A 21,932-nucleotide genomic window follows, 5' to 3' on the forward strand; every position below is an offset into this window, starting at 1 on the left:
GTCACTCCTCGTAGATGTAGTGCTGGAGCCGCAGCGTCTTGGCCCGCTCCAGCGCTTCGGCGGCATTGGGGCCGTTGAGGCCGGCGATGCGGTTGGCGAGCTTCATGGCGGCGGACCATTCGCCGCGCTTTTCCAGGATGCGGAGGGCGCTCCGCCCGCAGTCTTCGATCGCCTTCCAGTCGCCTTCCGGAGTTTCCGAAGCCTGTTCGATGACTTCCATGTAGGCGTTGAGGGCTTCGTCATCCCGATCTCCGAATTGTTCAAGAGTCAGACCTTTCTGGTAAAAGATCGCCTGGCGTGAAGGCGCGTCCTTGGGCAGCAGCGACAGCAGGCGGTCCTGCACCGTGAGCGCCTTCTCCAGGTATTCCTGGTTCTCCTGTGCGCGGGCGTAGAGCGCCTCGCCAAGCTTCAGCCCGACGTCGACGAGCAAGGGATCCTTCGGGTCGAGCTCTTCAAACCACGGCTCCAGAAGGTCGATGGCGTGGTCGAGGTCAGAGCGCAGGATATAGAGGTCGGCCAGCTCCAGCTTGGCGAAGTCGCGGAACGGTGAGTCCATGCCGGCGAGCTGCTGGAAGAGGTCGATGCTTTCCTTTCGCGACTGGTCGGTGGCCCCGCTGGCGGCGGCTCGTGCGGCGAGCAGCAGCGCGGCGGGGGCGTCGGGATGGTCCGGAAATTTGCCGACCAGCGTTTTGAGAACCACGGCGGCTTCGTTGAAGTCCTTGTTCTGAAAAAGAGAACGCCCCCGCTCATAGAGAATGGTGGGGCGTTCGGGATCACCCGGGTGGTTATCGAGAAACGTGGCGGCGCGGGAGGCGGCGGCGGTCCAATCACCCGAGGCCTCGGCGAGCCGGATTTCGACGAGGGCCAGGGTGGCGGCCGGCAGCGAACTCCTTTGGTCGTTCTCGATTTCGGCAAGCTGGGAGCGGGCGGTATCCGGGTCGGGCGGCAGGGCGTCGAGCGCGGCGAGCGCGGCGTGGAGGTGGGCTTCGGCCATCCGCGGGTGGCCCGGATGCAGGGCGATGAACGATTTCAGCGTGGCCAGTGCTTCAGGATCGCGTTTCGAGGCGAGGAAAATGCCGCGCTCGAGGGCGAGGTCGCTGGCCAGCTCCGGCTCATCGACTTTGGAGGAAACCTGATCGAAGGCCTCCAGCTGCCCGGCGGCCAGCAGGGCCACCGCTGCGTTGTGCCGCGCCACCCGTCCGCGGTCGTCGTCGAGCAGGGCCGCGGCCTGGTCGAAAAGTTCGCCGGCACGGGCGAAGTCGCCATCCTCGAAATTCGATCTGGCCTCGAGGGCGAGCCCCTCCGCACGCAGCTCGCCGGGTGAGTGGTCGCCGAGCTTTTCCAGCAAGGCGAAGTGGGCCGCGGCCTGCTCCTTGCGCCCCGCCTCGAGGTCCCATCGTCCGAGTTCGAGCAGGGAGCGGGCGACGAGCGGATGGTCGGGATACTGTTTCCTGAGGCGGACCAGCAGGCGGCGGGCCTGCAGGGGGGCATCCGGCACTGCGAGGCGGCGGGTGGCCAGCGCGAGGTAGTAGAGGGCCTCGGCGCCCAGGGTATCCGGCATGGCGGTCGGCCAGGATCCAGCGGCGTTCGAGGCTTCCGCCAGCAATCCGGCGGGTGCTTCGGGCGGCGCCGGCGCCCATTCGCGGAGCCGGGCGAGGATCGGATCGTTCGGGGCCGGCTCGGCGGGGAGGCAGCGGAGCAGCGTGGAAAACGCGTCGTTGAGCACCGGCGAGTCCGGGTTCTGCTGGATGAAGGCCAGCAGCCCGTCGGCCGCGGCCTGGATGGCGCCGTTGGCGAGGCGTGCCTTGGCCAGCTGGATGGTGGCCAGGTGGAAATCCCGCAGGCTTTGTCCTTCTGCCTCCGCGGGCTGGGACAGCCTCAGGAAGATCGTTTCCGCCTCGGTCGCCTTGCCGAGATCGAGCAGGGCGATCCCGCGCAGCAAGGCCGCCCGCTTGGCGGCGGAGGGGGCGAGGTCGTCGGTCTGGGGCAGCGCGGCGATGGCCTTTTCCGGCTGGCCGGCATCGAGCAGCGTCTCGGCTTTCAGCAGCAAGGCGCGCACCGGCGCGTTGCGCTCGCGGCCCAGCCGGTCGAAGGACTCCACCGAGCCTTCCAGATCGCCGAGGGCGGCTTGCACCAGGGCCCGGGTGAGCAGCGCCTCGCGATCCAACGGCGATTTTTCCGGAAGCTTGGAAAAGGCGGTGAGAGCCTCAATGAAGTGGCCGCGCTCGATCTGCGCCTGGCCGGTCCAGAAATTCCTCTCCGGCACGGATTCCAGCGCGGGTTCGGCCAGCACGCGCAACGCCTCGTCCGGCTTCCGGTCGCGGACCAGCGCTTCCGCCAGCCGCAGCAGGACGGTCGGCCGGGCCTCGGGATCGAGGTCCGGAGTGGCCAGCGCCTCGCGGAAACGGGTGGCCGCCACGCTCCACAGCTCGCCGGAGAGCGCTTCGATGCCGTGCCGGTAGGCCGGGATGTCGCCGGGACCGGTGGCCGCCAGTCCCCGGCTCCCGAACACCGTGGCCAGGCAGACCAGCAACAAGCCGAACGAACGCATGACCGATGCTAGGCTGAGGCGCGGAGTTCCTGCAAGGGCCGCCGGGTGATCAGGCCTGCGAATTCCACTCGCGGAAGGAGGCCTGGGTCAGACCGAGAATCTTCGATGCTTTCTTGAAATCCCCGTCATTCCGCTCCAAGGCGCGCGAGGCGATCATTTCCTGCAGCCACTTGTAACCGCCCTGGGACGGCATGCGGTCGAGCAGACTGTCGATCGCCTTGTTGAGGCCGTTGATTTGCTCCGGCGCGACCGCGAGGGGCAGGTCGGCGGGCAGGAGCACGTTCGATGAGGCCAGCGCGCAAGCCCGGGCGATGGTGTTTTCCAGCTCGCGGACATTGCCGGGCCAGTGGTGGGCCTGCAGCGAGCTGATCGCCTCGGACGACAAGCGGATGCGGGCCATGCCATTTTTCCGGGTGATTTTCTGAAGGAAAAACTCGGCCAGCAGCGGGATGTCCTCCGGCCGCTCGCGCAGGGCGGGAAGCTTCACCTCCACCACGTTCAGGCGGTAGTAGAGGTCTTCGCGGAAACGACCGGCGCTGACCTCCTCGGCGAGGTTTTTGTTGGTGGCGGCGACGATCCGGGCATCGGCCTTGATCGTCTCGTTGGAGCCCACGCGGGAAAAGGTGCCGTCCTGCAGCACGCGCAGCAGCTTGACCTGCACGGAGAGCGGCATCTCCCCGATCTCGTCGAGGAAAAGCGTGCCGCCATCGGCCTGTTCGAAGCGGCCCTCGCGCTTGGCGATGGCACCGGTGAAGGCCCCCTTTTCGTGACCGAAAAGCTCGCTCTCGAGGAGATTCTCGGGGATCGCGCCGCAGTTGATGGCCAGGAATTCCCGCTGCCGGCGCGGCGAGTATTCGTGCACGGCGGTGGCCACCAGTTCCTTGCCGGACCCGGACTCGCCGGTGACCAGCACGGGCGCGTCCGAGCGGGCGACGCGGCCGACGATCTTGAACACGTCCTGCAACGCGCGGGACACGCCGATGATCTTGACGCGGGCATCGGTCGCCTGCGGCTCGGACTCGCGATGCTCGGCCCCGCGCCGATCCTCGGCAACCTGCAGCGCGTTTTCCACCACCGGCCGCAGCTCGAAGGGCAGCGCCTCCTTGCGCATCACATCATGGGCACCTTGCTGGGTGGCTTCGATGACCTGCCCGGTGCTGGGAAAACCGGCGGTCAGGATGACCAGGGTTTCCGGAGAGGTCAGGCGGATCTTGCCGAGAAGCTCCATGCCGTCGAAGGGCTGGAGCTGGAGATCGGCGATGACGACATCGATCTCGGTTTTGGCGACGACCTTGACCGCGTTGTCCGAATTGTCGCAACGCAGGATGCGCACCCCGTCCGCAGTCAGGTGCTTGGTCGCCCAGTCCAGGAAGTCGTGATCCTGGTCGACGAGGAGAATGGTTTGTTCCTGGGTTGCCATGGATTTGGGCGGCTGGGGAGATTGGGAACTTCCGGGCGGGAAGGCAAGGGCCTAGGAAGGCCGCCCGGCGCTCAAAGTCCGCCGAATCGCCGGTGCCTACGTGAAAACTCGGCCACCGCGTCCATCAGGTCCGCCTGTTTGAAATCGGGCCAGAATTTTCGATAGATGACGATCTCGGCGTAGCTGATCTGCCACAACAGGAAATTGGAAACCCGCAGCTCGCCCGACGTGCGGATCAGCAGATCGGGATCCGGGATGCCGGCGGTGTAGAGGCGGGAGGCGAAGAGATCCTGCGTCACGTCGGCCGGGCTGATTTTTCCCGCGGCGGCATCCTCGACCAGTGAGCGGGCGGCTTCGGTGATTTCTTCGCGCGAGCCATAAGAAAGCGCCAGGACGAGCGTCAGCGAGCGGTTGCGCGAGGTGCGGGAAATGGCGGCGTCGAGCTTGGCGCGGGTCTTCGGCGGCAGGCGATCGAGGTGGCCGATGGCCTGGAGCCGCACGTCCTGCTTCATCATCTCCTCGGCCTTCTGCTCGAGAAAGCGCTCGAGCAGTGCCATCAGCGCGGTGATCTCGGCGGGCGGACGATTCCAGTTTTCCGAGGAGAAAGCGTAGAGGGTGAGGTACTGGATGCCTAGTTGTTTGCAGGCCTCCACGCATTCGCGCACCGACTCGGCGCCGGCGCGGTGGCCATCGCGCCGCGGCAGACCACGCTCCTTCGCCCAACGGCCATTGCCGTCCATGATGATGGCGATGTGGGCGGGGGTGTGAGGCGCGGTCTCCATGAAGCGGGGAAGGACGTGCTGCGAGAAGGTGATTTTCACGCGCGGCGATCAAGCCCCAATCGGCCCTCGGTCGCAGGCCGCGCCGGACTAGGCCTCCGGATCCGGTTCCGCCACCTTGAGGTTGTCGAGATTCCGCCCGTCAGGGTAGCGCACCGGGCGACGTTCCGTCCGGGCTGCGGCGTCGGAGAGGACCGTCGGGATCTGATAGTTCAGCTTGCGGAGATCCTCCAACCCGATGGCAAGGCAGAGTCGCAGGATGTCGGCTTGGGCCAGCCCCGTCCGCTCGGACGCCACCTTCACCAATTCCAAGGTTTCAGGATCGAGCCGGATGGGGGCGGATACCCGTCGTTTCTGAGAGGACATGGCCCCAGACTGCCCCGTTTCCCGAATTTCGCCAATTCAGTATTGCCTAACGTAGTCAAACTGACTACGTAGGGCGTCGTAGCCGTCCGCAGGAACGAATGATCGAGAATCTCCATGTCACCGAGGAGGTCGGGGAACAGCTTGAGGCCCTCGCGCAGCAGCTTGATCTCGATCGACGAGAAGTGGCCGCCATGGCGATGAGACACGGTCTTGAGGTGCTGCTTCAACATCTGGGTCCCCAGGAAACCGACTCCGAGATCAGGTCGGACCTCGGTGGAGGGTCCGCTCCCTAATATCGTAAGAGATGAAAATAACACATAAGATGATCGTGCTGATAGGGATGGGAGGTCTCATCCCTTCCTGCATCAATCCCAACCAGCCCAATGCCGGGTATTTTGCGGCGGACGTCGATCAGGTGGAAGCCAACCGCCAATACACCCACATGATCGAAAACGACGGGCAGCAATACCGCCACGCCGAGCGGATGAGCCAAGCGGAGGCCCGGGAACTCTCAACCCGGCACAACCCTCAGGTTATCCATCGCTCTTCGGCCACCTTCCTGGGTTTCTGGTGATGAGCATGGGAGAGCCTCTATTTATTCTTCGTTAGAACGACCATGAAAAGACATAACACCCGAATCCTGTTCAGCCTCGCGGGGGCTGCATTCCTTCTGGCAAGTTGCACCACGGGAGGTCCCACGGTGGCCAGCCTGGGAGCCGGTTCTGATTCCGCCTACCTGAATGCCTCCCGGGGACGGGCGGACGCTCAGATTAGCGAACAGCAGGCCCAACAATACAGCCGACAACGTCAGCAAGTGGCGGAAGAGATGGGCCTCGAACAGCAGAAGCGTCGTAATTTCTTCGAATCCACCGGATCCACGCTGGATATCCTCAATGCCGCCCGGACCTTGGTCCGATGAACCATGAATGCGAAGAGCTTCTGCTTCCTGGCCGATGGGTCCGGAGCGCTCCGAGGACCCCTGACGAGATTTGAATTCCTCGGCCTGGTGGAATCCGAGCGGATCCGCCGCACCGCGGAGATGGTCATGGTCGGGTCCTCCGAGTGGCGACCTGTTTCGGAATACCTCTCCCTCCAGACCATCGGTTTGGCGGACATCGAACGTGCTCCAGAAGTCCTCGCCGCAGTGACCGGGAAGGAACCCTCACTTCCGTTTTGAATCCATGGAACCCCATACACCCCTAGACCCGCCCCGCACCCAGCAACCGCAGGTTGCCGTTGTGGGAATCAATCCCGGCACTGCCGGATGCGCCAGTATCGTGCTGGCAGCGATCGGTCTTCCCGTTCTGGCTTACATCAAGCCGGGGAAGATCATGAGAGGCATCGCCAACCAGGCGATCTTTGTTGTTTCCCAGATCCTGGCGTTCTGCATACCGGTGATCCTGGGGGGCGGGGCGTCAGCCGCTGCCCGTGAGGCAGGGAACGACGACGGAGCCGGAGCCGCTGCGGCAGGAGCTTTGATCGGTGCCCCGCTCTTGATGGCGATCGTCTGGTTCATTTGGGTCATCCTGACCACGATCGATGTGAACCGCTGCGTGAAGGATCACAACGCGGGAAAAGGAGTGAAATACACATGAGTCGATGATTTCAACAACCTGGCAGCTCGTGGAAAAGATCAACCTCCATGTGCAAAGCGCGGGACATCCCCTGGCCGGTTTGGCTTCGGTTCTGACGAACGAGGCCACGGCGCCGCGTGGCGACTTGTCCCGGGTGCTCCCCTGAACCCGAGGATGGAACGGTTGCCACGGGGTTGCCGGGTTGTTGAACTTCTCAAATGACCCATTGACCCTCCGGGGTTCAAACCACCAGCGTCTGGTCGCGATCGGGGCCGACGCCGACGAATTGGATCGGGGTGTCGCAGAGCTCGGACAGGCGCTTCAGGTAGGCCTTGGCGTTGTCGGGGAGTTGTGCGTAGGCGGTGCAGCCACTGGTGTCGCTCATCCAGCCGGGCAGTTCCTCGTAGATCGGCACGGCGCGGTCCCAGGCGTGGCGGTCGGCGGGGGCCAGTTCGTGGCGTTCGCCATCGATCTCGTAGGCGGCGCAAATACGGAGGGTCTCGTAGTTGTCGAGGCCGTCGAGGTTGGTCACGGCGAGGCCGGTGGTGCCGTTGACCATGCATCCCTGGCGGAGCAGGACCGCATCCAGCCAGCCGCAGCCCCGCGGGCGGCCGGTGGTGGCGCCGAACTCGCGGCCGAGGTCGTGGAGATACTGCGAGAGGCCTTCGTCCATCGTCGGGAACGGACCTGATCCAACGCGGGTGGTGTAGGCCTTGCAAACACCGACGACCTGGTCGATGGCGGTTGGCGGCAGGCCGGAGCCGGTGCAGCAGCCGCCCGAGGTGGTGTTCGAAGAGGTGACAAAGGGAAAGGTGCCGAAGTCGATGTCGAGCAGCGTGCCCTGGGCTCCCTCGAAGAGGATGTTGCTGCCGGCCTTCCAGGCCTTGTGGAGGACCGGGATGGTGTTGGCGACGTGAGGGCGGAGGCGCTCAAAGGCCTTGAAGACCTCGTCGGCCTGTTGGTCGGCATCGAAGGTTGGCAGGTCGAAGCGGGCCAGCACCTCGTTGGCGTCGGCGGTGCGGTGGGCGATCGTCTCGCGGGCGAACTTTTCGTCGAGCAGGTCGGCGACGCGCAGGCCGCAGCGGTTCACCTTGTCGGCATAGGTCGGGCCGATGCCGCGCTTGGTGGTGCCGATCTTGCGGTCGCCGAGCGACAGCTCGCGGGCGGCGTCCAGCTCCTTGTGCAGCGGCAGCACGACGTGCGCGCGGTCGGAAATGAGGAGCTTGTCCGGCGTGATCGAGACGCCCTGGGCTTCGATGCGCTCGATTTCCGCGACCAGACCGACCGGATCGAGGACGACGCCGTTGCCGATGACGTTGGTTTTGCCATCCCACAGGATGCCGGAGGGGAGCAGGTGCAGGATGTACTTCGTGCCGCGCGCGATGACCGTGTGGCCCGCGTTGTTCCCACCCTGGCCGCGAACGACGACGTCGGCGGATTCGGTGAGGTAATCGACGATCTTGCCCTTGCCTTCGTCTCCCCACTGGAGACCGGTGACGATGGTGTTCATGAAGAATTTACCGCGAATGAACGCGGATTTGCGCGAATGGGTTTTGGGAACCTAACGGGTCAGGGTGAGAACGATTCGTTCCCATTGGAGGCGGCGGTGCTTGAAGTTGATGATCAGGCCGAGGGGGAATTGGGTGATGCGGAGGTAGTTGAGCATCTGACCGCGTTCGTGGTCGGTGATCTGTTCGATGGTCTTGGTATCGACCACGATTCTTTCGAAGGCGATCAAGTCGGGGATGAACTCACCGACTTTGACATTCCGCCAGAGAACCGGGAATCGAGGCTGCTGGACGAAGGGAATCCCGCGGTGGGTGAATTCCACGACGAGAGCATTCTCATAGGGCTTCTCATTCAATCCGAATCCCAATCCGTTGTGGACTTCCATGGCGCCGCCGACGATCGCGTGCGCTTCGTCTTTCAACACCAATTCGCGTCCATTCGCGTCCATTCGAGGTTCTATTTCGTCGAGTCGATCAGCGCGGCGAACTCATCGAAGAAGTAGGTCGCGTCGTTCGGGCCGGGGGCGGCTTCGGGGTGGTATTGGACGCTGAAGACCGGGTGGTCCTTGTGGCGGATGCCTTCGACGGTGTCGTCGTTGAGGTTGATGTGAGTCACCTCGACGTCGGACCTGAAGGTATCGGGATCGACCGAGAAACCGTGATTTTGCGAGGTGATCGAGATCTTGCCGCTGCGCAGGTCCTTGACCGGCTGGTTGCCGCCGCGGTGGCCGAACTTCAGCTTGAAGGTCTTGCCCCCGAAGACGTGCCCGAGGATCTGGTTGCCGAGGCAGATGCCGAAGATGGGCTTCTTGCCGATGAGCTTCTTGATTTCCTCGTGGATGTAGCCGAGCGCGGCGGGGTCGCCGGGGCCGTTGGAGAGGAAGACGCCGTCGGGATTCAGCGAAAGCACGTCCTCGGCCTTGGTGCGGGAGTTGACGACCTGGACGTCGAAGCCCGACTGCCGGAGGCGGCGGAGGATGTTGTATTTGATGCCGAAATCGTAGGCCACGATGCGGTGCTTGATCGGCGGCAGCGCGGCCCAGTTGTCCTCCTGGCCGGTGACGGTATTGGGCAGGGTGAAACGACGGCTGTCCTGCTCCCACGAGTATCCCTCGGCGGTGGTGACCTCCTGCACGAGGTCGGCGCCTTCCATCGGGGCGGAGTTTTTCGCGGTCTCGATGGCCTCGTTTTCCGAAAGCTCGGTGGTCAGGCAGGCGCGCATGGCGCCGGCCGAGCGGAGGTGCTTGGTGAGCGCGCGGGTGTCGACCCACTCGATGCCGAGGATGCCGTGCTCGGTGAAATACTCGGCCAGCGTCTGGCGCGAGCGGTAGTTCGAGGCCACCGGGGAAAGCTCGCCGATGACGAAGCCGCGGACGTGCGGGCTGGCGGACTCGGCGTCGTCCGGGTTGACCCCATAGTTGCCGATCTGCGGGTAGGTCATGGTCACGATCTGGCCACGGTAGGACGGATCGGTGATGACCTCCTGGTAGCCGGTCATCGAGGTGTTGAAACAGATTTCGCCGGTGCTGGTGCCGGGCTGACCAAAGGCTCGTCCGTGGAAAACACGGCCGTCTTCGAGGGCAAGAATGGCTTTCATGAGTCTGGTCGGCGCGCGCGGAGGCGGTTCGGGTGCGCGCGGCGCGCGAAGGTAGGGGCGGCCCCGGCGGCTTGTCGAATGCGGAATCGGGGGAAAATGGGAGGAGGCGGGTAACCGGGGCGGCGCGGCTGGCGGCTGCCAGGGAATAGGTCCTATGGGTCCTATAAGACCTATGGGTGAAGAGCCCGCCTCTTGAACGAGCCCGCCCTCCGGAAGAACTACTCCGCCACCTGACGCCGCAGCTTGTGCGGGCGGGAGAGGTTTTCCCGGTAGCCCTGTTCGAGGCGGCAGGTGAACTCCTTCGCGCTCTCGCCTTCGTCGGAAACCATCTCCGCGCCGAGCTCGAAGCTCATGCGGATCGGAAACTCCGGCCGTTTCCACAGCGGCCATCCTTTTTCGAGGAAACGGGTGTTGCTGCGGATGTAGACCGGCAGCACCGGCACCCCGGCGTGGCGGGCGATGAGCGCGCAGCCGCCCTTGAGCGGGTTGATCCAGCGCGCGCCGTGCTTGGTGCGGGTGCCTTCGGGGAAAAGGAGGAGCTGGCCGCCATGCGAGAGGGCGTCGGAGGCGTCGCGGATCAGCCGCGAGGACGAGCCGTTCGGGATGTAGCCGGCGAGGCGCGCGCCGCCGCCGAGGAAGGGGTTGCAGAGGATCGACTCCTTCATGATGCAGATCGGCTGCGGCAGGCAGGCGATCACAAACACGGCGTCCCACAGCGAGGTGTGATTCGGGGCGATGATGACCGGGTCCTTGCGCGCGCGGAGCGGCTTGAGCGAGTCGAGATCGGCGTGCACCAGCCCGGTGATCCGCAGGTAGCGGACGAAGATCCGGAAGGCGTGGTGAAGCAGCGAGCGGCCGAAGATTTCGCCACGGCGCTTCGGCAGGATGAGGCAGAGCGGAATCGCAAGCAGCGTGATCAAAAGCCCAGCAACACCCCAGTAGGCGAAGGCCCCCAGCGCGGCGATCGTTTCGAACGGCCACCAACACCACGAACGCGCCTGCGCGAGGGGGGCGCTGGTGTTAGGCAGGACGGATGGATCGGCGGGAGGCATGCGAGACGTTTCAAACATAATCCGCCCCGCGGATTCCGGCCAAGCACGGAATGCGCGGATATTGCGGTGGTTGCGGGCCTCCGGAGTTGCCGGCGGGGCGGGTTTCAGGGTGACTTCGGGCATGTCCGCCCTTGATGCCCTGCCGCACGGTCCCGAGTTCCGCTTCGTCGATGAAATCACCGAGCTGGAGGGCGGCAAGCGGGCGCTCGGCCGCTACACGGTGCGCGGCGACGAGGCCTTCCTGGCCGGGCATTTCCCGGGCAACCCGCTGATGCCCGGCGTGATCCTGCTCGAGGCGATCGCCCAGCTCGGCGGGGTGGCGGCGCAGAGCGACCCGGAAATTCCGGCGGTCGAGGGCTTGCTCCTGACCGGGATCCGCGGCGCGAAGATCCTCGGCGCGGCGGTGCCGGGCGAGGTGCTGGAGATTTCCGCCACGGTTGAGGGCCGGCTCGGGCCCATGATCCAGATTGGCGGCGAGGTGAAAGTCGGCGAGAGGGTGCTGGCGACGGCGAAGGTGCAGCTCGCTGGGGCGAGCAGTGCCGAGTGATCAGTGTTCAGTGTTCAGTGTTCAGTGTTCAGTGTTCAGTGTTCAGTGTTCAGTGTTCCGCTGGCGTGCTTTTTCCGCAGCTCGGGGCGGGTGAGGGAGAAGTCGCTTTCGTGGCGGCTGGTGAACCAGTGGCGCGGGATTTCCCAGCCGGCGAGGTGGGTGGAGGCGGCGCGGCGCAGCGCGGTGGTGTCGGTGCCGGGCGGGACAAGGGCGGCCACTTCCTCGACGCGTTCGGGATCCGGGCTGGGCAGGCCGAAGACGCGGATGCGATCGACCAGGCCGGTGCTTTTCAGCGCGGCCTCGATGCGGCCCGGGCCGAGCTTGCGGCCGGCGACGTTGATGTGCTCGCCGCCGCGGGCGTCGAGGATCAGGTGGTCGGCGGCGAGGTGGCCGTGGTCGGGCGTGAGGAATCGGCCCTCGCCGAGGACCTCGCCGCTACGGTGGAGGTCGTAGCAGGTGGCCACGGCGTCGCTTTCGATGAGGAAACGTCCGTCGTCCGACAGCCGGACCTCGACGCCGAGGAGCGGGCTGCCGAGGTCGGCGGCGTCGGTGCGGGGCCGGTCGGTGGCGTCGTAGGAAATGCCGCCGCACTCGGAGGCGCCGTAGAAATTGTGGAGCTTCAGGCCTTGGGCGTCCCACACGGCCTGTTCGAGCTCCAGCGCGAGCGGGGCACCGGCCGAGAGGGCGAGGGCGATGGGCGCGTTTTCCAAAATCCCGGAGCGATGCCAGGCCCGCCACATCGAGGGCACGGCCGCCAACACGATGCGGGCATGGTTTTTCCAAGCCGCCGACACGACCGCCGGAAAGGGGACTTCGACGGTCTGCAGCGGGATGCCGTGGAGCAGCAGCGGCAGGACGATCGAGGAGTAGCCGTAGGAGTGGGTCAGCGAAACGGTGGCGAGGTTCGGGGTGTCGCGGCGCAGGCCCATGGCGGCGACGAGCCGGTCGGCATCGGCGGCGAGCTGCTCGGCCGTGAACCACACGCCGCGCGGGCGGCCGTCGTTGCCGGGGGTGAGCTTCACGTGGGCGATGCCCTCACGCACGCCGTCCAGCTCGGGCAGGGCGCCATCGGCCCGCTCGACCGGCACCACCGGCTGGCCATCGCGCCAGCCGCGGAGGGTGGCGAGGATGATTTCCAGCGCGCTTCCGGTGGCGATGACCGGGGCGGTGGCGGTGGGCAGCGCGTCCAGCCGCTCCGCGATGGCACCGAAGCTCAGCGCCGATTCGCCGTGGAAGATGGCGGGCGCGTCGCGGTGATCGGTCAGGGTTCTGTGCCAGCGGGGAAGCAGCATTTGACAACTCCGGCGGGGGTTGCCTAGCTGCCGCGGCTGGCATTCGGCCAGCGGGAAAACGGGAAAGTGTGGCCTACCGAGCGGACCAGCAGCGCATCGACGACCTTCGCACCGTGGTGATCACGGGTGCGGGCATCCACACGTCGATGGGTGCTGGCTTCGCCGAAAACGCCGAGGGTTTCCGAGCCGGGCGGACCGCGTTTCGTCCGGTCGATCTCTTCGATGTCTCCCGCCAACGCGTCGCCACCGCCGGCCAGGCCGACATGCCCGAGCGGCCGACCGTTTCCACGCTGACCCGCCGCGAGTGGGACCGGTTCGACCGCGGCACGCGGATGGCGCTTGTCGCCGCCCATGAGGCGCTCGCCCAGGCAGGAATCTCCGGGGAAATGCCGGTCTGCATCGGCACCTCCGCTGGCGCGATGCCGATCGGCGAGGACTACTACCAGCGCGCCGTGGCCGGCGAAAAACGCGGCCAGCTCGCGCGGGTCGAAACCTACCAGCCGCAACGCCAGCTCACCCGCATGATGGCCTCGCTCGGCATCGGCGGACCGCTGCGGATCCTTTCCAATGCCTGCGCCTCGGGAGCGAACGCGATCGGCCACGCCTTCCACCTCGTCCGCGAGGGCCGCGCCGACCGCGTGCTCGCGGGCGGCTACGACGGGCTCGCGCAGATGGTCTTTGCCGGCTTCGACTCGCTCCAGGCGCTCTCGCCCGGCGGCCTTCCGCGGCCCTTCGATGCCCACCGCGATGGTCTCGCGATCGGCGAGGGCGCGGGTTTCGTGGTCATCGAGTCGCTGGAATCCGCCAAGGCGCGCGGCGCGGAAATCCTCGGCACCGTCCTCGGCTATGGCGCGGCGACCGATATCCACCACCTCACCCAGCCGCATCCGGAGGGCGATGCCGCGCTGTTCACCATGACCGCCGCCACCCGGATGGCCGGGCTCGAGCCGGGGCAGATCGACTACATCAACTCCCACGGCACGGGCACGCCGCTCAACGACGTCGCCGAGGCCAACGCCGTCGCCCGCTGGGCCGGCGACGCGACGCCCGGCATCAAGCTCAGTTCGACCAAGTCCGCCATCGGCCACCTGCTCGGCGGCGCCGGCGCGGTCGAGGCGGTGATCTGCCTGATGGCGCTGCGCGGCGAGTGGCTGCCCGCCAACCTCAACGTCCGCGAGGTCGATCCGGTGGTGAAATTCGACCTCGTCCGCGAGCCGCGGGAGGCCGAGGTGAAACACGCGCTCACCAACTCGTTCGGCTTCGGCGGCGCGAACGCGACGCTGGTCATGGGAAGGGAGGTCGTGCCGTGAGCCGGATCACGATCACCGGCACCGGCGTCGTTTCCCCGGCCGGCTGGGGCGTGCCCGCGCTGCGCGAATTCCTCGCTGCGGGCAAACCGGTCGAGCCGGAGTTTCTCGAGCGCACCACGGCCGGCGGCGAAGTCGTGCGCACGCCGATCGCCAAGGTGCCGGCGCTGACCGATCGCTCGCTGCTGCCGAAGTCGCCGCGGCTGCGTCGCGCGAGTTCGGTGGGGAAATTTTCGGCCGCCGCCGTGTTGGAGGCGCTCGGACAGGAGAAGTTCGACTCGGTCGTGCGCGGCGAGCTGCGGCTCGGCGTGATCTGCTCGATGATGAACGGCTGCGTGAACTACTCGAACCGCTTCTATGGCGAGGTGCTCGCGGATCCGAAGGTGGCGAGCCCGATCCTGTTTCCGGAGACCGTTTACAACGCGCCGGCCAGCCACATTTCCGCGGTGACGAACTCGACCGCGCCGAACGACACGATCATCGGCGACGGCGCGGAGTTTTTCATCGCGCTGGACCTCGCCGCCGAGTGGCTCGGGCGCGGCGACTGCGACGCGGTCGTGATCGTGGCCCCCGAAGAAGCCGATTGGCTCAGCGCCGAGGCGCTCGGCTACTACGACTCCCGTATGTTGGCGGCGGAAGGCGCGGCCGCGGTGCTGCTGGAGCGGGATGGCGATGGTCCGCAGCTCTTGGCGGTGCCGGATGGGGTCAGCTACGCGCTCGAGCCGGATCGCGGCAAGGCCTTCGCCCGCCTCTGGTCGGAGCTGGATGTCGATGCCGATGCCTTGTGGGTCGACGGTCGAAACGGCGTTCCCCGGCTCGACGCGGCGGAGGAGTCGGTCCACTGGAGCGGCCCCCGTGTTTCCACCCGCAAGCTGCTGGGCGAGGCGATGGGGGCATCCGCCGCGATCCAGTTCGTCGCGGCGGTGGATGCGTTGGAGCAAGGCGCCGCGGACCAGGCAGTTGTCACCTCGGTGGGAGGAAACCAAGGGGTCGGTGGGTGTGTCTTGCAGCGCCGATGATGAAATCGGCTTCTTTGGCGATCCGGAAGATGCCGATTTCATCATCGGCGCTCCATCAATCCCCCGGAAACGGATCGGCGCTCAGGCGCAGGCGGACCTCCTCTACCGGTATTGGCCGCTTGCTCCTGCCGATGACCGACACGGCCACGGCGCAGACTCCGACCGTCGCCAGCAGCAGCGCCGTGACCAGCGGGGAAACGACGCCCGCCGGGCGGAAAAGCCGCTGCACCCGTTGCCGCAGCAGACTTGGCCGGGCCATCGAGAGCGCCATCGCCGGCACGCGGCGGGTGGAGGCGAGATCGCACAGGAGCCCGGCATAGCGCTTCGCCGAGACGCCGGTCTGGAGCACCTGCGTATCGCAGGCGTGTTCCGCCTCCATCGCCAGTCGCCGGTTGAGCCACCAAGACAGGGGGTTGAACCAATGCACCGCGCAGGCCAGCTCTCCGAGCAGCCGCCACAAGGGATCGCGCCGACGCAGGTGGGCGAGCTCGTGAGCAAGAACCACATCACGTGTTTCCCGACTCCACCCGCGCCATGCCGAGGGAACGAACACGACCGGGCGCAGGATTCCGGCGGCGACGGGGCCGTCCAAAGAATCGAAAAGCCGGATCTCGGCAAGGCGGCGCGGTGAGATCGGCATCGAATCGAGGAGCCCCGATTCGTGTCGCCAGCGACGCAGGGTGTTCAGCGAAACCGCCAGCCGCAGCAGCAGGAAGATCGAGCCGGCGAGCCAGAACATCGGCAACAGCCGCGAGCTCGGAGCCGCTTCCGTGGTCGCGGGCAACACGCCGATCTTCGGCAGCAGCGAGAGCAGCGGCATCGCCAGCAGGAAAACGAGCGCCGTGGCGGCGAGGCGGGGCTCGCGGCGGCCGAGCGTCGCCACCAGCAGGGCGGCGATGACGGAGAAGATCAGGGTGGCGGCGATCATGGTTCCTGGTCGATGAGCTCACGGATCTTCGCGATTTCGTCGTCGCTGAGTTTCTGGTCGGCGGGGTCGAGGAGGGAGGCGACCAGCTTCTCCGGTCGGCCGTCGAAGAAGGTTGCCAGCAGGTTGTTCAGCGCCGAGCGCTTGGCCTTTTTTTCAGAAACCGCGGGGCGGTAGAGATAGCGGCGCGATTCCTTGCGATGCTTGAGGAGGTCCTTTTCGACCATGGTCGAGAGCAGCGCGCGGACGGCCGAGTAGGTCGGCGGGTCCGGCATGGCATCGAGGATTTCCTGCGCGCCGGCTTCGCCGAGGCGGTAGAGGATGTCCATCACCTGCCGCTCGCGGCGCGCCAGGGCGGCGTTTTTCGGGTCGCTCATCGGCAGCAACATACGGGATGCTGGAAAAGCTGCAATTTAAATGCTGGAAAAATAGCACAAAGGGATTGACGTCCGCGTTTTGAAATGCTGGTTTTCCAGCATCATGAAGATGACTGCATGGCTGAAGGGATTCGGGAAATGGATCGCACTGGGTGGAGCACTGGCTTTCGCTGCGTGTTCGAGTTATGTGCCGGAAGGCGGAATGGCGGAGATGGCTCCGTCGGCGGGTGCACGGGATGCGGCAAAGCCGGAATCCAGGACGCGGGCTGCGGAGGAGCGGCCTGGCCTGGCGACCGGCTTCGGCGAAAAGGTACGGGATCCTTGGCAGAAGGAGAGCTTCGTGCGGAGCAGCAACGGTCCGGCCGGGACGGGGATGATCTACTACAACGACGAGGATGGTGTCGAGGCGATGAACGGCTACCGCTACAAGACGGAATCGTTGACCCAAGTTGCGGGCGGGATGGTGGAGTGGGGGATCAAGGGGCGCTTCGGCTACTGGCCGGCCTATCGCTCGGGCGGGAAGCTGTTCGTCGAGGGCAAGGCGGGATCGAACTACTCAATCGTCGTGAAAAACCGCTGCCGCAGCCGGGTCGAGGTGGTGTTGAGCGTGGACGGGCTGGACGTGATCGATGGCAAGGCGGCCTCGGTCCGCAAGCGCGGGTATGTCATCGCAGCGGGCGAAACGCTGGAGGTGAAGGGCTGGCGGACGAGCTGGGAGACGGTGGCGAAGTTCGAGTTTTCCAGCGTGGCGGACTCTTATGCGAACCGCCGGCATGGCTACACGCGGAACGTCGGGGTGATCGGGATCGCTGTGTTCGGAGAGAAGGGCGTGGATCCTTGGAAATGGATGCCGCGGGAGGTGAACACCCGGCAGACCGCGAATCCGTTCGCGGAGGATCCGTGACGAGCTCGCCGAACGGGGTTTGTCGTGCGGCCTTCAGGGCGTTTCTCCGGCAGCGCGACGGCCTGAAGGCCGCACGACGTACCCGTGAAGGCGGGTCATTAGAGGAGGGAGCTGCGGCTGAAGAGGGATACGACCGGAATGCCGCGTTCCTCAATGGCTTGGCGGCCGCCTTCCTCGCGATCGACCAGCACCAGCGCGAAGGCGACCTTGCCGCCATCGCGCTCGATGGCGTCGATGGCCTTCAGGGTGGAGCCGCCGGTGGTGATGACGTCATCGACGACGATGACGGTGTCGCCGCTCTTGAAGTTGCCCTCGATCTGCTTGCCCTGGCCGTGGCCCTTGGGCTCTTTGCGGACGGTGAAAACCTGCAGGGCTTCGTCGGGGTGGAGGCGGGCGGAGGTCATGCCGACAGCGAGCGAAATGGGGTCGGCCCCCATGGTCATGCCGCCGATGGCGTCGATGTGGAGGCCTTCCGACTGGATTTTTTCCCGCACGGCGGCCCAGCCCATTTCGCCGATGAGGATGGCACCGACCGGGTCGAGCGCGGTGACGCGGCAATCGATGTAGAGGTCGCTCTGTTTACCCGAGGCAAGGGTGAAGGTGCCGGTGCGGACGGACTTTTCGAGAAGGATGGCTTTGAGGTCGGCGGCGGACATGAGGTGAGGGTGGAGTGCCGGGTGGGCGGTGCCAAGAGATGAGTGGGGCCGGCTGCTGGGAATAGGTCTTATGGGACCTATAGGACCTATGAGAAAAGAGCCCTCGGAGATCTGTCCCGCTAAACGAAAAAACCGCCGACCCGGGTGGGAAGGCGGCTTCTGAAAAAACGAGGAAGGCCTGCCTCAGTTGGCGGCGACCTCTGCGGCTTGGACGTTCACGCGGCGACCGTTCTGATCGAAGTAGACGCGGCCTTCGATGCCGGCGTGGATGGTGTAGTCCTTGCCCATGAAGACGTTCTTGCCGGGGTGCCACTTGGTGCCGCGCTGGCGGAGGATGATGTTGCCGGGAATGACAACCTCACCACCGAATTTCTTCACGCCGAGGCGCTTGGAGCGGGAGTCGCGTCCGTTCTTGACGGAGCCTTGTCCTTTTTTGTGGGCCATGAGTCGGAGATGGTTGGAATTTCAGGAGGGGGAGATCAGGCGATGGAGTTGATCTCGATCTTGGTGAGCGCGCGGCGGAAGCCCTTGGTCTTGTGGAAGCCCTTGCGGCGCTTGAACTTGAAGGCGATGCCCTTCGGGCCGCGGAAGTTCCCGAGCACGGTGGCGGTGACGGTGGAGCCGTCAACGACCGGGGCACCGACCTTGACGTCGCCGCCTTCACCCACGAGGAGCGGGGCGAACTCGATCTTGGTGCCCTCTTCGAGGTTCATGTTCTCGACGTCGAGTTGGTCGCCTTCTTTGACGCGGTATTGCTTGCCGCCGGTTTTGATCACTGCGTAGGCCATGGCCGTGGAAAAGGTTCGAGGTGGAAAAAGCCCGCGACTCCGCGGGCGGGCGGGGAGGACAGCACAGGGATTTCCAAGCGGCAAGGGAATTTTTAGGATTCTCCCGACCTCTGGATTGGGGTTTTTTCCGGCCGTGGAACGACATGTCGCCGATGCGGCCGCGATGGTGGCCTTGGGGGAGGAAATCGCCGCGGGCCTGGCCGGCGGCGAGGTGCTGGCTCTGGTGGGCGGCCTGGGAGCGGGGAAGACGCACTTCACCAAGGGACTGGCGAGCGGGCTGGGCTGCGGGGCGGAGGCGACCAGCCCGACCTTCGCGCTGCTGCACGAGTATCCGGGAGGGCGGCTGCCGCTGGTGCACCTTGATTTTTACCGGCTCGAGAGCGAGGACGAGCTGCTGGCCATCGGCTGGGACGAGCTGCTCGATCAGGGGGGGGTGGTGGTGGCCGAGTGGGCCGACCGTTTCCCCGACCTGATGCCGCCGGAGACGCGCTGGCTGCGGATCGAGCCGGCGGAGTCGGGCGGGCGAAAGGTTTCCGGCTAGCCGGGAGGTCAGCGGAAACTGCGCGCGATCGAGTCGTAGAGCCGGCCGATGGTGCCGCGGGTGCGGTTGACGGTGCCGGGCGCGTTCGAGTAGGTGCGCTGGACCGTGCCGTAGCTGCGGTTGGCAAGTTCCCGGGTGCGGTAGCTGGTTTGCAGGGTTCCGCTGGTGATTTCGCCGGAGCGGGCGACGGTGCGGTTGGCGGCGTTGACCGTCCTGCCCGCCGTCTGGACCGTGCGGCTGGCGGTGCTGCACGAGAGGTGTGCCAGCGCGAGAAATAGGACGGGCAGAAGGGCTTTCATGGGCAGGGAGACTAGGGAACGAAGGGGGCGGGTCAATCCGGCATTTCCTCATCCGGGGCGGGAATCGAGCTGGAAAAGCTGGCCGGAGGTATGGGGCAGGTGGTGATGGAGATGAACGATGAAGCGGGCGACCGACTCACAGGTATTCAGGCGACCGAGCGCGTGGTCCCGGAGCACGCTGCCACGGCGGGAATCGGAAACATCGTCGGTCATGCGGGTATCCAGAAATCCCGGGAGCACCGCATTGGCCCGGATATTGGCGGGGCCGAGCTCGAGCGCCAGGGACCGGACGAGACCATGCAGGCCGGCCTTGGAGGCCCCGTAGGCCGCCTGCCCGGCTGACGGATGATCGGCGGCGTGGCTGGAAATGAACACCAGATGGCCGCGGCGCGACTCCAGCATGGACCTTGCGGCCGCTTGGGCGCAGCGGAAGGCGCCGTGGAGGTTGACCTGCATCGGTCGGTCCCACGATTCGACATCACAGCGGGCCAGAAGGACGTTTTCCGCCGCTCCGGCATTCAGGATCAACAGGTCAAAGCCGTCATGGGAGGAGAAAAAGGAAGTCACTGACCCCATGTCCGTGACGTCCAATTCGTCCCGGCCGGGGGCCGAAACACGATCGCCGGCGGCCCGGAAGGCGTCGGCCAACGCGCGGCCGAGCGTTCCGTGTCCCCCGGTGATGCAAACGCGGTCCATCGGCAGTCAGCTTGCGGTGAACTCCGCCGCTGGCAAGTCCGTGGATCTTCAGTCACCCTTGGGCAGGATCAAGGTGGCGTGCTCGTCGTAGCGGATCCGTCCTCCCACCTGATCGAGAACGTAGTTGAGCACCGTGTTGGCCGGAATGTTCTTGAGCTGGAGGGTGACTTCCTTCTTTCCCAGCTGACCGGTGGAGTCCTGCACCATCAGGTTCGGAATGACGGCGTTCTCCTTGCCGAGCGTCTTGCCGGACTCGGTTTCGATCATGGCGTTCAAGGCGGCCACCGCCTCGGACAGCGGGGCTTCCTCGAAGTTGATCTCGGGCAGCCTCACGCTGGCCAGTTGGGCTTCCTTTTTGCGGGCGCTCATCATGGGTGCCTCCTGCTTCAGCCGTCCCAGTTGGTAGCGGGCGTAGGGGTGGTCGGGACGCAGGCGAAGGGTTTCCGCGAAGGCCTTCTGGGCGCCTTCGGCGTCGTTGTTCTTCATGGCTTCCATGCCGCGAAGGTAGGCGTCGTTGGCTTCATCGGCGGCAGCGGGAAGCGCGGCGAGGGCGAGGATGGCGATCAGGATGTTGGTTTTCATGGGTCGATGCGGTGAGGCGGAATACGAAATCCGAGTATCCAAAACGTTGGATGCGATCCGGCCGCACTTCAATCCCGGAGTTGTCGCGGATGAAACTTCGCGGCATGGAAAGCCCGTGGACGATGACGAGAGATGGATGCGACGGGCGCTCGAGGAGGCGCGCAAGGGGGTCGGCCGCACCGCGCCGAATCCTCCGGTCGGAGCGGTGATCGTCAAGGAAGGTCGCGAGATCGGCGCGGGCTGGCATCGACGTGCCGGACAGCCGCACGCGGAAAGGGAGGCCCTGGCGGATGCGCGGACGCGGGTGGGCGCGGAGGCGATCCGCGGCGCGACGATCTTTGTGACGCTGGAGCCTTGCTCGACCCATGGCCGCACGCCGCCGTGCGTGGACGGGATCCGGGAGGCGGGCATCTCAAGAGTCGTCTATGCCGCCACCGATCCGAACCCCGCCCACGCCGGTCGCGCCGAGGCAGCGCTGCAATCGACCGGGGTGGCGGTGACAGCCGGGGTTCTCGAGGCGGAGGCGCTTCGCCTGATCCGCCCTTTCGCCAAGGCGATGGGAACCGGCCTGCCGTGGGTGATCTGGAAGACGGCGATGAGCCTGGATGCGCGGTTGACCCGGCCTCCGGGGGAAGGAATGTGGCTGACCCGCGCGGCAGCCCGGGCGCGGGTGCAGTCGCTGCGCGCCGAGGTGGGGGCGGTGGTGACCAGCGGGGCGACGGTCCGCGCGGACCGGCCGCGGCTGGATTTACGGGAAACCCAGTACTTGGAAGGCAGGGAGATGCCGTGGAGGATCGTGGTCTCCGATCTTCCGGACTCGCTGCCGATGAACGCGCCCTTGTTCACGGATGCCAACCGGCACCGGACGAGGATCGTGCCGGCCGGCGATCCGGAGGGAATGCTCCGTCGCCTCGTCAGTGAGGACGGGGTGAATGCGGTGCTGCTGGAATGTGGCGGCCGCATGGCCGGCCGCTGGATGGACGACGGGTGGATCGACGAAGTGGTCGTGTTCCTCGCCCCGCTGCTGTGCGGAGGAGCGGTGGCCCCGTTGGAGGGAAAAGGATTTCCCGCAGGGCTGCGCCTGCGCGAGGCAGGGTTCGAGCGCTGCGGGATGGATGTGATGCTGAGGGCGCTTGTCGATCGCTGAGCCCG

General features: G+C 65.9%; 26 protein-coding genes. 9 read left to right on the plus strand and 17 right to left on the minus strand.

Going from position 1 to position 21,932, the window contains the following annotated elements; all coding sequences use genetic code 11:
- Position 1: 1 nt before the first annotated feature.
- The 4 genes from ABXH26_RS08540 to ABXH26_RS08555 form a co-directional block, all read right to left on the minus strand.
- Positions 2-2,551 (minus strand): tetratricopeptide repeat protein, encoded by a 2,550-nt coding sequence (locus ABXH26_RS08540; protein WP_353566632.1) that lies wholly within the window; start codon positions 2,549-2,551, stop codon positions 2-4.
- Positions 2,552-2,600: 49 nt separating this feature from the next.
- Complete coding sequence (locus tag ABXH26_RS08545; protein WP_353566633.1) at positions 2,601-3,971, minus strand: sigma-54-dependent transcriptional regulator; 1,371 nt, start codon at positions 3,969-3,971, stop codon at positions 2,601-2,603.
- Positions 3,972-4,042: 71 nt separating this feature from the next.
- A complete protein-coding gene (uppS, locus tag ABXH26_RS08550) occupies positions 4,043-4,792 on the minus strand; it encodes an undecaprenyl pyrophosphate synthase (protein WP_353566634.1) in 750 nt (249 codons plus the stop codon).
- Positions 4,793-4,840: 48 nt separating this feature from the next.
- Complete coding sequence (locus ABXH26_RS08555; protein ID WP_353566635.1) at positions 4,841-5,116, minus strand: hypothetical protein; 276 nt, start codon at positions 5,114-5,116, stop codon at positions 4,841-4,843.
- Positions 5,117-5,438: 322 nt separating this feature from the next.
- Here ABXH26_RS08555 and ABXH26_RS08560 point away from each other — a divergent pair, with 322 nt between their 5' ends.
- The 3 genes from ABXH26_RS08560 (at position 5,439) to ABXH26_RS08570 (ending at position 6,711) form a co-directional block, all read left to right on the plus strand.
- Positions 5,439-5,690, plus strand: a complete 252-nt coding sequence (locus tag ABXH26_RS08560; protein WP_353566636.1) for a hypothetical protein — start codon at positions 5,439-5,441, stop codon at positions 5,688-5,690.
- A 42-nt stretch (positions 5,691-5,732) separates the two neighbouring features.
- Positions 5,733-6,035 (plus strand): NGK_0946 family protein, encoded by a 303-nt coding sequence (locus tag ABXH26_RS08565; RefSeq protein WP_353566637.1) that lies wholly within the window; start codon positions 5,733-5,735, stop codon positions 6,033-6,035.
- 262 nt (positions 6,036-6,297) lie between these two features.
- Entirely contained in the window at positions 6,298-6,711 is a 414-nt protein-coding gene (locus ABXH26_RS08570; RefSeq protein WP_353566638.1) for a hypothetical protein, read from the plus strand.
- 220 nt (positions 6,712-6,931) lie between these two features.
- On the opposite strand, the gene ABXH26_RS08575 is transcribed toward ABXH26_RS08570, so the two are convergent.
- The 4 genes from ABXH26_RS08575 to ABXH26_RS08590 all read right to left on the minus strand — a co-directional run bounded on the left by ABXH26_RS08575 (position 6,932) and on the right by ABXH26_RS08590 (position 10,847).
- Positions 6,932-8,200, minus strand: coding sequence for an adenylosuccinate synthase (locus ABXH26_RS08575; RefSeq protein WP_353566639.1), 1,269 nt, complete (start codon positions 8,198-8,200; stop codon positions 6,932-6,934).
- 51 nt (positions 8,201-8,251) lie between these two features.
- The gene (locus ABXH26_RS08580) at positions 8,252-8,647 is read right to left on the minus strand and encodes a GxxExxY protein (protein WP_353566640.1); all 396 of its coding nucleotides are present in this window, start codon (positions 8,645-8,647) and stop codon (positions 8,252-8,254) included.
- A gap of 8 nt (positions 8,648-8,655) precedes the next feature.
- Positions 8,656-9,795, minus strand: a complete 1,140-nt coding sequence (gene carA / locus ABXH26_RS08585; RefSeq protein ID WP_353566641.1) for a glutamine-hydrolyzing carbamoyl-phosphate synthase small subunit — start codon at positions 9,793-9,795, stop codon at positions 8,656-8,658.
- A gap of 218 nt (positions 9,796-10,013) precedes the next feature.
- The gene (locus tag ABXH26_RS08590) at positions 10,014-10,847 is read right to left on the minus strand and encodes a lysophospholipid acyltransferase family protein (protein ID WP_353566642.1); all 834 of its coding nucleotides are present in this window, start codon (positions 10,845-10,847) and stop codon (positions 10,014-10,016) included.
- Between the two features lie 121 nt (positions 10,848-10,968).
- On the opposite strand from ABXH26_RS08590, the gene ABXH26_RS08595 reads away from it, so the two are divergent.
- Entirely contained in the window at positions 10,969-11,394 is a 426-nt protein-coding gene (locus ABXH26_RS08595; RefSeq protein WP_353566643.1) for a 3-hydroxyacyl-ACP dehydratase FabZ family protein, read from the plus strand.
- A 35-nt stretch (positions 11,395-11,429) separates the two neighbouring features.
- Here ABXH26_RS08595 and ABXH26_RS08600 read toward each other — a convergent pair whose 3' ends face one another.
- A complete protein-coding gene (locus ABXH26_RS08600; protein ID WP_353566644.1) occupies positions 11,430-12,686 on the minus strand; it encodes an AMP-binding protein in 1,257 nt (418 codons plus the stop codon).
- Between the two features lie 68 nt (positions 12,687-12,754).
- On the opposite strand from ABXH26_RS08600, the gene ABXH26_RS08605 reads away from it, so the two are divergent.
- Positions 12,755-13,996, plus strand: a complete 1,242-nt coding sequence (locus ABXH26_RS08605) for a beta-ketoacyl-[acyl-carrier-protein] synthase family protein (protein WP_353566645.1) — start codon at positions 12,755-12,757, stop codon at positions 13,994-13,996.
- Positions 13,993-15,012 (plus strand): beta-ketoacyl synthase N-terminal-like domain-containing protein, encoded by a 1,020-nt coding sequence (locus ABXH26_RS08610; protein WP_353566646.1) that lies wholly within the window; start codon positions 13,993-13,995, stop codon positions 15,010-15,012. Before ABXH26_RS08605 ends, ABXH26_RS08610 begins: the two co-directional genes overlap by 4 nt.
- A gap of 55 nt (positions 15,013-15,067) precedes the next feature.
- On the opposite strand, the gene ABXH26_RS08615 is transcribed toward ABXH26_RS08610, so the two are convergent.
- Positions 15,068-15,940, minus strand: a complete 873-nt coding sequence (locus ABXH26_RS08615; protein WP_353566647.1) for a M56 family metallopeptidase — start codon at positions 15,938-15,940, stop codon at positions 15,068-15,070.
- A complete protein-coding gene (locus tag ABXH26_RS08620) occupies positions 15,937-16,314 on the minus strand; it encodes a BlaI/MecI/CopY family transcriptional regulator (RefSeq protein WP_353566648.1) in 378 nt (125 codons plus the stop codon). The genes ABXH26_RS08615 and ABXH26_RS08620 overlap by 4 nt, the downstream gene beginning before the upstream one ends.
- 103 nt (positions 16,315-16,417) lie before the next feature.
- Between ABXH26_RS08620 and ABXH26_RS08625 the strand changes: the two genes are divergently transcribed.
- On the plus strand, positions 16,418-17,218 hold the full coding sequence (locus ABXH26_RS08625; protein ID WP_353566649.1) for a hypothetical protein: 801 nt from the start codon (positions 16,418-16,420) through the stop codon (positions 17,216-17,218).
- Between the two features lie 98 nt (positions 17,219-17,316).
- Here ABXH26_RS08625 and pyrE read toward each other — a convergent pair whose 3' ends face one another.
- From pyrE to rplU, 3 genes are all read right to left on the minus strand, one after another.
- Entirely contained in the window at positions 17,317-17,874 is a 558-nt protein-coding gene (pyrE, locus tag ABXH26_RS08630; RefSeq protein WP_353566650.1) for an orotate phosphoribosyltransferase, read from the minus strand.
- A 183-nt stretch (positions 17,875-18,057) separates the two neighbouring features.
- Positions 18,058-18,318 carry a 50S ribosomal protein L27 gene (rpmA, locus tag ABXH26_RS08635; protein ID WP_353566651.1) on the minus strand — a complete coding sequence of 87 codons (261 nt, stop codon included), beginning with the start codon at positions 18,316-18,318 and terminating at the stop codon, positions 18,058-18,060.
- A 35-nt stretch (positions 18,319-18,353) separates the two neighbouring features.
- Entirely contained in the window at positions 18,354-18,662 is a 309-nt protein-coding gene (gene rplU / locus ABXH26_RS08640) for a 50S ribosomal protein L21 (RefSeq protein WP_353566652.1), read from the minus strand.
- Positions 18,663-18,795: 133 nt separating this feature from the next.
- On the opposite strand from rplU, the gene tsaE reads away from it, so the two are divergent.
- Positions 18,796-19,203 (plus strand): tRNA (adenosine(37)-N6)-threonylcarbamoyltransferase complex ATPase subunit type 1 TsaE, encoded by a 408-nt coding sequence (tsaE, locus tag ABXH26_RS08645; RefSeq protein WP_353566653.1) that lies wholly within the window; start codon positions 18,796-18,798, stop codon positions 19,201-19,203.
- An 8-nt stretch (positions 19,204-19,211) separates the two neighbouring features.
- Here tsaE and ABXH26_RS08650 read toward each other — a convergent pair whose 3' ends face one another.
- The 3 genes from ABXH26_RS08650 to ABXH26_RS08660 are packed head-to-tail and all read right to left on the minus strand — an operon-like array spanning position 19,212 to position 20,780.
- Positions 19,212-19,502, minus strand: coding sequence for a hypothetical protein (locus tag ABXH26_RS08650; RefSeq protein ID WP_353566654.1), 291 nt, complete (start codon positions 19,500-19,502; stop codon positions 19,212-19,214).
- A 48-nt stretch (positions 19,503-19,550) separates the two neighbouring features.
- Positions 19,551-20,198: an SDR family oxidoreductase gene (locus tag ABXH26_RS08655; protein ID WP_353566655.1), complete on the minus strand. Its 648-nt coding sequence runs from the start codon at positions 20,196-20,198 to the stop codon at positions 19,551-19,553.
- Between the two features lie 48 nt (positions 20,199-20,246).
- A complete protein-coding gene (locus ABXH26_RS08660) occupies positions 20,247-20,780 on the minus strand; it encodes a tetratricopeptide repeat protein (protein ID WP_353566656.1) in 534 nt (177 codons plus the stop codon).
- On the opposite strand from ABXH26_RS08660, the gene ribD reads away from it, so the two are divergent.
- Positions 20,779-21,927, plus strand: a complete 1,149-nt coding sequence (ribD, locus tag ABXH26_RS08665; protein ID WP_353566657.1) for a bifunctional diaminohydroxyphosphoribosylaminopyrimidine deaminase/5-amino-6-(5-phosphoribosylamino)uracil reductase RibD — start codon at positions 20,779-20,781, stop codon at positions 21,925-21,927. The two genes, ABXH26_RS08660 and ribD, sit on opposite strands and share 2 nt — an antisense overlap.
- The last annotated feature ends 5 nt before the right edge of the window (positions 21,928-21,932 follow it).

Source organism: Haloferula sargassicola (assembly GCF_040362925.1).
Classification (GTDB): Bacteria; Verrucomicrobiota; Verrucomicrobiia; order Verrucomicrobiales; family Akkermansiaceae; genus Haloferula; species Haloferula sargassicola.